This is a genomic window from Pseudomonadota bacterium (genome assembly GCA_010028905.1).
GTDB lineage: Bacteria > Vulcanimicrobiota > Xenobia > RGZZ01 > RGZZ01 > RGZZ01.
The window spans coordinates 1-7,530 of the sequence record RGZZ01000245.1 but is presented as its reverse complement, the minus strand read 5'-3'; the positions used below and the strand labels follow the sequence as shown (position 1 = coordinate 7,530).

At 67.4% G+C, this 7,530-nt stretch carries 8 protein-coding genes; 2 read left to right on the top strand and 6 right to left on the bottom strand.

Going from position 1 to position 7,530, the window contains the following annotated elements; genetic code table 11:
- The first annotated feature begins 45 nt into the window (after window positions 1–45).
- Together EB084_15630 and EB084_15625 are read left to right on the top strand one after the other, a co-directional pair.
- On the top strand, window positions 46–666 hold the full coding sequence (locus EB084_15630) for a CBS domain-containing protein (GenBank protein ID NDD29689.1): 621 nt from the start codon (window positions 46–48) through the stop codon (window positions 664–666).
- Between the two features lie 57 nt (window positions 667–723).
- Window positions 724–1,971 (top strand): acetate kinase, encoded by a 1,248-nt coding sequence (locus tag EB084_15625; GenBank protein ID NDD29688.1) that lies wholly within the window; start codon window positions 724–726, stop codon window positions 1,969–1,971.
- Window positions 1,972–1,985: 14 nt separating this feature from the next.
- On the opposite strand, the gene EB084_15620 is transcribed toward EB084_15625, so the two are convergent.
- From EB084_15620 to EB084_15595, 6 genes are all read right to left on the bottom strand, one after another.
- Window positions 1,986–2,834 (bottom strand): hypothetical protein, encoded by an 849-nt coding sequence (locus EB084_15620; protein ID NDD29687.1) that lies wholly within the window; start codon window positions 2,832–2,834, stop codon window positions 1,986–1,988.
- A gap of 130 nt (window positions 2,835–2,964) precedes the next feature.
- A complete protein-coding gene (locus EB084_15615) occupies window positions 2,965–3,384 on the bottom strand; it encodes a DUF1311 domain-containing protein (GenBank protein ID NDD29686.1) in 420 nt (139 codons plus the stop codon).
- A gap of 162 nt (window positions 3,385–3,546) precedes the next feature.
- Window positions 3,547–4,380 (bottom strand): biotin--[acetyl-CoA-carboxylase] ligase, encoded by an 834-nt coding sequence (locus EB084_15610; protein ID NDD29685.1) that lies wholly within the window; start codon window positions 4,378–4,380, stop codon window positions 3,547–3,549.
- A complete protein-coding gene (gene mce, locus EB084_15605) occupies window positions 4,280–4,684 on the bottom strand; it encodes a methylmalonyl-CoA epimerase (protein ID NDD29684.1) in 405 nt (134 codons plus the stop codon). Before mce ends, EB084_15610 begins: the two co-directional genes overlap by 101 nt.
- 68 nt (window positions 4,685–4,752) lie before the next feature.
- Window positions 4,753–6,432 (bottom strand): methylmalonyl-CoA mutase, encoded by a 1,680-nt coding sequence (locus EB084_15600; protein ID NDD29683.1) that lies wholly within the window; start codon window positions 6,430–6,432, stop codon window positions 4,753–4,755.
- Complete coding sequence (locus EB084_15595) at window positions 6,429–7,394, bottom strand: methylmalonyl Co-A mutase-associated GTPase MeaB (GenBank protein ID NDD29682.1); 966 nt, start codon at window positions 7,392–7,394, stop codon at window positions 6,429–6,431. The genes EB084_15600 and EB084_15595 overlap by 4 nt, the downstream gene beginning before the upstream one ends.
- Window positions 7,395–7,530: the final 136 nt, after the last annotated feature.

Here is a 7,530-nt window from a genome sequence, read left to right as displayed (position 1 = left end):
CGTCGCGCGCGGCTTGAAGCGGTTGGACATGCGAGTGACCGATCTGTGATTGTTGCCGACATCATGTCCACCGACCCCGTGACCATCGGTCCGGCGGCTGCCTTGACAGAGGCAGCGACGCTCATGGCGGAGCGTCGCGTGAGGCGCTTGCCCGTGATCTCCGACGGAGTGGTTCTCGGGATCATCACGTTGGGAGACCTGCGCGCCATCTCCGATGACGCGGCGCGGTCAGGCCCTTCGGTGGCGGCGCAGATGCGCACCTCGGTGCTCCACATTGCGCCCGATTGCACTGTGGAAGAGGCCGCTTCACGCATGCTGGCCGAGAAGGTGGGGGCGCTTCCGGTGATCGCCGAGGGTCGGCTCGTGGGAATCATCACCGAGTCTGACATCTTCCGCTGCCTGGTCGACATGCTGGGGGGGCGATGCGGGGCGCTTCAGGTCACGGTGGCCGACGTTGCCGGCGCGCGAGAGAAGGTCGGGCTTCTCATGCGTCTCCCCTCGCTGCGCACGGTTCGCGTCGATGCCCAGCGCAATGAGATGTTGCTTGTCTTCTCGACACCGCGCGGCCTGCCCGACGCCCGTCACCTCCTCGAGGAGATGCGCGCCTTCAGCCAGCTCTGCATCGTGCGATGGCGCCTCACCGAGCCACAGGAGCCTCGGCTGTAGACACGGTTGCATCGCCTGTATCAGACGGCGCTGAGACGATCTGTTCCGGAGGGTGATATGAACGTCCTTGTCCTCAACTGCGGGTCATCGACCATCAAGTTCCAGATCATCGAGACCGATGCCGAGCGCATCGAGAAGGACGAAGACCGCCTTCTGGCGCGGGGGCTGCTCGAGCGTCTCGGCGGGCAGGGGCTGGTGCGGCTCTCAGTCGAGGGTGGCGAGCCGGTCGTGACCACGGCGCCGCTGCCGGACCATCGCGCCGCCGTTCAGTACATCCTACGCTGGGCCATCTCGCCCGAGGCGAAGATTCCTGACATCAAGGGGCTGGCCGACATCCACGCGGTGGGGCATCGCGTGGTGCACGGGGGAGAGCGCTTTCGCGCCTCCACCATCATCGATTCTGACGTGCTCAAGGGCATTGAAGATTGCGTCGAGCTCGCGCCGCTGCACAACCCGACCAATCTCAAGGGCATCCGGGCCGTTCGTGAGATGCTCGGCGAGGCCGTGCCGCAGGTCGCGGTGTTCGACACCGCCTTCCACGCCACCATGCCGGAAGAAGCGTACCTCTATGCGCTGCCGTACTCGTACTACCGGCGCTACCACGTTCGCCGCTACGGGTTCCACGGTACCTCGCACCGCTACATCACCTATCGGTATCGCCGCATGCTCGGCATCGCGCGCGATCAGGTGAACATCATCTCGCTGCACCTGGGCAACGGCTGCTCCGCGTGCGCCATCAAAGGAGGGCGTTCGCTCGATACCTCGATGGGGTTTACGCCGGTCGAGGGCCTCGTCATGGGCACGCGCTCTGGAGACGTCGACCCTTCGATTCTCGAGTACATCGCCGTCAAGGAAGGCTTGAGCCTGGCAGAGCTCGACACCCTGCTCAACAAGCGGTCGGGGCTGCTCGGCGTGAGCGGCCTCACCCACGACATGCGTGAGCTGCTCGAAGAGGAGGCCGAGAGTCGGGACCGCCGCGCCCGCCTGGCCATCGACCTGTTCTGCCTGCGCGTGCGCAAGTACATCGGGGCCTATCTGGCCGAGATGAACGGGGCCGACGCTGTCGTGTTCACCGGGGGGATCGGGGAGAACGCGCCGATCGTGCGCGAGCGCATCTGCGCCGGGCTCGACTGGCTTGGCCTCACCATCGACCCGTTGGCCAACGGGAAGATGGTGGGCGGAGCCAGGGGGGAGATCTCGCCGGTGGGCGCGCGCCTGAGGGCGTACGTCATTCCCACCAACGAGGAGCTGCTCATCGCGCGAGACACCGTGCGCTGCGTGCAGTCGCAAGATGAGTCGTCGTGAGCCCTCGGGTTGCGCTATGCCGATTGCGGCAGCGAGGTGCGTCGCTGCCAGCGCGGCGCCGCGCTCACGATGGGGGCCGTCGCCGCGGTGCCGATGCGCGCGCGCAGGCATTCCTCGACGAGCGCGATGGAGAGATCCTGGGCGAGATCGTCGCGGAACCGGCGCTGGCAGCGCTCGAACTGACGAATCGCGCGATCAGGCCTGCCCAGGCGCGTGTGCGCCCGCATCACGAGCTGGTGGGCCCCCTCGTCGTACGGGTCGATCTCGGTGGCGCGCGTGGCGTGCTCGAGCGCAGCTTCGAGGTTGCCGGTTTCGAGGGCGTGCGTGGCCAGCTCGGTGAGGGCCGTGGTGGCCATCAGCTCGAGTGTCTCTCGCTTGCGCACGGCCCACTCGAGATAGCACCCGTCGAGGTAGCGCCCTTGGTAGAGGGCGCTCGCCTGCTGCAACAACCGAGCGGCGCCCGCCACCTCGTGGCGATCGCGCAGAGCGACGGCCTGTCGCATGAGCGCTTCGAAGACCGGGGTGTCGCACCACACCGTGGCGTCACGGCGGATCCGAAGGAATCCCCGCTCTCGTTCGATGGCCCACGCGGCCTGCGGCCCCACCGCCTTGCGAAGCAGGCACAGCGCCGTGTTCAGGCTGCGTCGTCCCGCCAGACCGGTGTCGGGCCACAGCGCCTCGATCAGGTCGTCCTCGTTCAGGTCCTTGCCGTGCGACAGCACGAGCAGGACCAGCAGCAGCTTCACCTTCTGCGTCTTGAAGGCCTTGTCGGTGATGGGCTGCCCACCCACACAGACCTCTCCTCGTCCCAGGGTTGTCACGGAAAACAGCGCGCTCGCGCGCTCCTTGATAACCTCACGCATCTGCTCAATGTCCTCTCTTCCTCTGAGACGAGCATAGCGCGGGCCGACGGTCGAAAGTGTGAACGAATTGTCACATATATTACGGGGTTGTTACCGTTTTGTCATAGTTGCAGGGAATTCACCGGCGTCACTAGTGCTGCTGGTGCTCCTCGAGCAGCTGCTTCAGCTCGGCGGTGCGGGTTCGGGTCGTGCGCGTCTTTGCGCCGAGCCAGATCAGCGGGTAGATGCTGCCCCCTTTGTTGGGTGCGGCCCAGGCGTCTGCGTTTGCGTCGCGGAACTTGATCCAGGCCAGCTGCGCGGTGATGATGGCCTGCTTCTGCTCTCCCGCGCTGGCCGCCATGACCTTCTTGTAGATGGCATTGAGCTCGGCGTCGGCTTTCTTGAAGTCTTCGGCGGCCTGCTCGTTCATCTCCAGCTGGGTCTGGGCGAGGCGCACGCCAGGCTGGGGAGCCTTCGACGTGGACGGCACAGCCAGCGCGGAGGGCGCGGCGGAGAGCATGGCCGAGATGATCAGGATGAAAGGCGACGATGCGGCTCGAGTGATCTTCATGAACGGCTCCTCTGAGGGGGTTCGAGGGGACGCGCCGAGGCGCGCCTCGTACGGGTCGGCTTCGGGGTCTGCAGCGGAAGGGCCTGTCTGCGGGTCAGGTCGATTGCGGCGTGACCTGACCGAGGGGGAGAATGCGTTTCGCTGCGGGGGCGCGCGAGCCGATCAGATTCGCGCGATCTCTCCCACGGTCACCGCGACCTGACCGACCTCGGTCTCGAGGATCAGGGCGCCACTTGCGTCGATTCCCGCGAGCACGCCTTCGGTGAACACGGTTCCCGCTCCGTCGGTGCTGCGCACCCGCTTGCCCCGCCAGCACAGACGGGCGTGCACGCGGGGTGCGATGTCTGTGCCGAACCGTCCCTGCTCGCAGGCCTCGATCGCGGCCTGGAGCCGCTCGACCAGCGAGACCTCGAGGGCGAGGAGGTCGACGTCGCTCCCCCGCTCGTCTCGCAACGAGGTGGGCGGGCGGCGCAGGTCTTCGGGCAGCGTGCCGCAAGACAGGTTGGCGTTGATGCCGATGCCCACGACAAGCACGTTGCGGTCGAGCTCGGTCTGACAGAGGATGCCCGCGAGCTTGCGCTCGTTCACGAGCAGGTCGTTGGGCCACTTGATCTCAGCCGAGACCTCGCACACCGCCCCGATCGCCTCGGCCACCGCCGCGCCCACGGCAAGAGGCGCGGCCTGATAGGCGGTCAGCGGCTCACGCATGGGCCAGGCGAGCGACATCCACAGCCCGCCGCGCGGGCTCTGCCAGGTTCGGCCCAGGCGTCCCATGCCGGCGGTCTGCTCGGCGGCCACGACGAGCAGGGCGGCGCCGTCGTAGCGGCGCTTTGCGTCGAGGCTGGTGGAGTCGATCTGCTCGTGGAAGACGCGGCGGATCATGCGGACGCGCGGCTCACGCGCTCGGCTCGCAGATCTCGGTGAGCACCCCGTGGCTCGCCTTGGGGTGCATGAAGGCGATGCGCGTATGATGAGCGCCGGGTCGCGCCGCCTCATCGACCATGCGAAGACCCCTGGCCTTGAGCTCGGCGATGCGGGCGTCGATGTCTTCGACCGTGTACGCGATGTGATGAACGCCAGGTCCGCGCTTCTCGATGAACGTGGCCACGGGACTGTCGGCGCTGGTGGGTTCGAGCAGCTCGATGCGCACCTCGCCGGCGCGGAAGAAGGCCACGCGCACCTTCTGGTCGGGCACCGTCTCCTCGCCCTCGAACAAAAGGCCGAGAACCTCTTCGTAGAAGGGACGCGTCTCTGCGAGAGACGTCACCGCGATGCCGATGTGGTTGATCTGCTTCACCATCTCGCTCAGTCCTTCGGGGGTGTCTTGTCGGTGGGCAGGCTTGTCGGGGGGGGCTGATCCTCGATCGCCTACAGGGTCACGCCCTCGGTGTACTCGCCGAACTCACGGCGCAGCACGCCGCAGATCTCTCCGATCGAGGCATAGGCGCGCACGCAGTCGAGAATGGCCGGCATCAGATTGGCCTTGGGGTCGCGGGCCGTTCCACGAAGCGCCTCGAGCGTCTGCTGCACCCGCGGGCCGTCGCGCTTCGAGCGCACATCGGCGAGCTTGCGGGTCTGCTGCTCGCGCACCGATTCGGGGACCTCGAACAGCTCGAAGTGCACGTCGCCCTCGCCCGCGTTGAACTCGTTGACCCCCACCACGATGCGTTCCTTGCGCTCGACGCTCATGCCATAGGCGTAGGCCGAGCGCTCGATGGCCTGCGCCACGAAGCCGCTCTCGATGGCCGCCACCATGCCGCCCATGTCGTCGATGCGCTTGATGATGTCGGCCGCCTCGGCCTCGATCTCGTCGGTGAGCTTTTCGACGTAGTACGACCCGGCGAGCGGGTCGACGGTGTTTGTCACGCCCGATTCGTAGGCGATCACCTGCTGGGTGCGAAGGGCCAGGCGCACCGAGTCTTCGGTGGGCAGGGCGAGGGCTTCGTCTTTTGAATTGGTGTGCAGCGACTGGGTTCCGCCCAGCACCGCCGACAGAGCCTGCAGCGTGACACGCACCACGTTGTTGTCGGGCTGCTGCGCCGTGAGGGTGACACCGCCGGTCTGCGTGTGGAAGCGCAGCATCTGGCTCCTGGGATCCCTGGCGCCGAAGCGGTCGCGCATGATCTTCGCGTACAGGCGACGCGCCGCGCGGAACTTGGCCACCTCCTCGAGCACGTCGGTGTGCGCGGCGAAGAAGAAGGCCAGGCGAGGCGCGAAGGCGTCGAGCTCGAGCCCCGCGTCGAGGGCGGTCTGCACGTACGCGATGGCGTCGGCCAGGGTGAAGCCGACCTCTTGCGCCGCGGTGGAGCCGGCCTCGCGGATGTGGTAGCCGCTGATCGAGATGGTGTTCCAGCGTGGCACGTGCTTCGTGCAGTACTCGAAGATGTTGGCGATGATGCGCAGACTTGGGCGCGGGGGGAAGATGTAGGTGCCGCGGGCCACGTACTCCTTGAGCACGTCGTTCTGAATGGTTCCCTCGAGCGTGTCGGCGGCAACGCCCTGCTTCTCACCGACCGCGATGTACATGGCCAGCAGCACCGAGGCCGGCGCGTTGATGGTCATCGAGGTCGAGACCTTGTCGAGGGGAATGCTGTCGAAGAGCGCCTCCATGTCGGCCAGGGTGTCGATGGCCACGCCCACCTTGCCCACCTCGCCGATGCACATGTCGTCGTCGCTGTCGAGCCCGATCTGGGTGGGAAGGTCGAACGCCACGCTCAGGCCGGTCGATCCCTGCTCGAGGAGGTAGCGGTAGCGGCGGTTCGATTCTTCAGCGGTCGAGAAGCCCGCGTACTGGCGCATGGTCCAGAGACGGCCCCGATACATGGTAGGCTGCACGCCACGGGTGAACGGGAAGGTGCCGGGGAAGCCGAGCTTCTCGTCATAGGCGGTGGTGGTTTCGGGGTCCGGGAGGTAAAGGCGCGCCACGGGGCGCCCGCTCACGGTCTCAAAGGTCGCGGTTCGCTCCGGGCTCCTGGCCAGGGTCCGGCTCACCCGTTCCTCGTAGGCCTTCATGCCGGCCGCGATGCGGTCGTTCACGTGATCGCTCATGCGCGCTCTCCTTGCTGCTCCATCGCGTCTGCTTCGGCACGGCGAAGCACCTTTGCGACCGTGCCTTCGACGGTGGCCTCGCCGCGCACGATGGCGCGCAGCGATTCGCTGCTCTCGTCGATGCGCTCGAGTGCGCCTTGAAAGCGCCGCGCCGCGGCTTCGAGCACGGCGCCGCGGACCTCGTCGAGCGCCGCCTGGTCGCGGTGGGCCGCGATCTCGTCGGCGTGACGCGCCAGGCGGGCTTCGAGGCCATCGACGAGGGCATCGACCCCTGTCTTGTTGACGGCGATGGCCGAGAACACCTCGGCCTGGCGCGGGTTGTCGCCGAGCGAAAGGGTTGCCCGCAGGTCTGCCACGACGCGATCGGCGTCCGGTCGGTCGGCCTTGTTCACCACGAAGACGTCGCCCGCCTCCATCACGCCGGCCTTGAGCATCTGCACGCCATCGCCCTGACCGGGTGCCAGCACCACCATCGTGATGTCAGCCACGCCTGCGACCTCGATCTCGCTCTGCCCGATGCCCACCGTCTCGATGATGATCACGTCGCAGCCCACCAGGGCCATCACGCGCACCGCGCCGCGGATTCCGAGGGTGAGGCCGCCGAGGTGCCCGCGGGTGGCCAGCGATCGGATGAACACCATCGGGTCGGTGGCATGCCCCATCATGCGCACCCGATCGCCGAGTATGGCGCCGCCCGTGAAGGGTGACGACGGGTCGACGGCCAGCACGCCGATGCGCTTCTCCGGCTGTCGGCGACGCCACTCGGTGATGAGTGCGTCGGTGAGGGTGCTCTTGCCCGCGCCAGGTGGCCCCGTGATGCCCAGCACCAGATGCGGGCGTGGCAGCTCGGCGCAGCCCTGGAAGAGCGCGGGGATGCGCGCGGGGTCGGCTTCCAGCAGGGAGATCAGGCGCGTGGCGGCGCGGATCGAACCGCTTCGGGCCTGCGCGATGAGCTCACGCACGGGAGGGCGGTCCCGCCGCGGGGGCGTTCGTCGCGGTACCGTCGGGTCCCGGGAGCAGCAAGGCGTCGAGGGTGGTGACAATGGTCTCGGCCGAGGTGCCTGGCGTGAAGATGGCCTTCACGCCGATGGAGAGCAG